The sequence below is a fragment of the Pseudoduganella buxea genome (assembly GCF_009720835.1).
In the GTDB taxonomy this organism is placed as follows: Bacteria; Pseudomonadota; Gammaproteobacteria; order Burkholderiales; family Burkholderiaceae_D; genus Rugamonas; species Rugamonas buxea.
Window position 1 is genome coordinate 1 of record NZ_WNKZ01000330.1, and the last position, 255, is coordinate 255.

Here is a 255-nt window from a genome sequence, read left to right on the forward strand (position 1 = left end):
TCGTGGCTGCCATCATCGGCCCACTCGCGGACTGCCCTGGCGTGGGCGTCGTAGGCGAGGTTCATGCCGCGCCCGGTGCGGTCCGTGTAGCGGGTGACGAGGTGGCGGTCGTACTGGTAGTGCCAGGCGGCGGCGTTTTCGTCCTGTGCGCGGACCAGGTCGCCGTGCTCGTCGTGGTCGTAGGCGGCCAGCTGGCGCACCAGCTTGCCGTCCCGGATTTCCCACAGCGCGCGGATGCGGCCGGTGTCGGCGTCG

The 255-nt window shown here is 71.4% G+C and carries 1 protein-coding gene; it reads right to left on the bottom strand.

What is annotated here, in order from left to right:
- A partial coding sequence (locus GM672_RS30325; protein WP_170300299.1) for a hypothetical protein occupies positions 1–255 on the bottom strand: 255 nt, incomplete at both ends.